Origin of the sequence: Pseudomonas sp. K5002 (assembly GCF_013386655.1) — a bacterium.
Classification (GTDB): Bacteria; Pseudomonadota; Gammaproteobacteria; order Pseudomonadales; family Pseudomonadaceae; genus Aquipseudomonas.
Genome location: NZ_JACARK010001460.1, coordinates 1 through 306, shown reverse-complemented (window position 1 = coordinate 306; position 306 = coordinate 1). Strand labels below are relative to the sequence as shown.

Sequence of the window (306 nt, the reverse complement as noted above, 5' to 3'; positions counted from 1 at the left end):
GACGCGCTCGCCACTGGCGTCCACCAGGCCGGTGACCCGCAGGCTGCCGTTGTCCACGGAGACGTTGACGGTGCCGGCCTTGAGGCCATTGCCGATGGTCAAGTCGCCCTGCTTGAGTTGGAAGCTGCGTGTGCCGAACACCTGGCCTTGATTCAGGCGCTGGTTGAGGTCGGCGAACTGCTGGTCCAGTGAACCGCTGCTGCCCAGGCGCTGGGCCTGGATTTCCACGGTACCGGCCTCATAAGGCATCGTGGTCCCGCCCGCATCGTAATAGCCACTGCTGCCGGCGAGGATCGTGCCTTGCAG

1 protein-coding gene is annotated in these 306 nt (G+C 65.4%); it reads right to left on the bottom strand.

The genetic code is table 11. From position 1 onward, the window contains the following. A partial coding sequence (locus tag HX846_RS37190; RefSeq protein WP_178967464.1) for a hypothetical protein occupies positions 1-306 on the bottom strand: 306 nt, incomplete at both ends.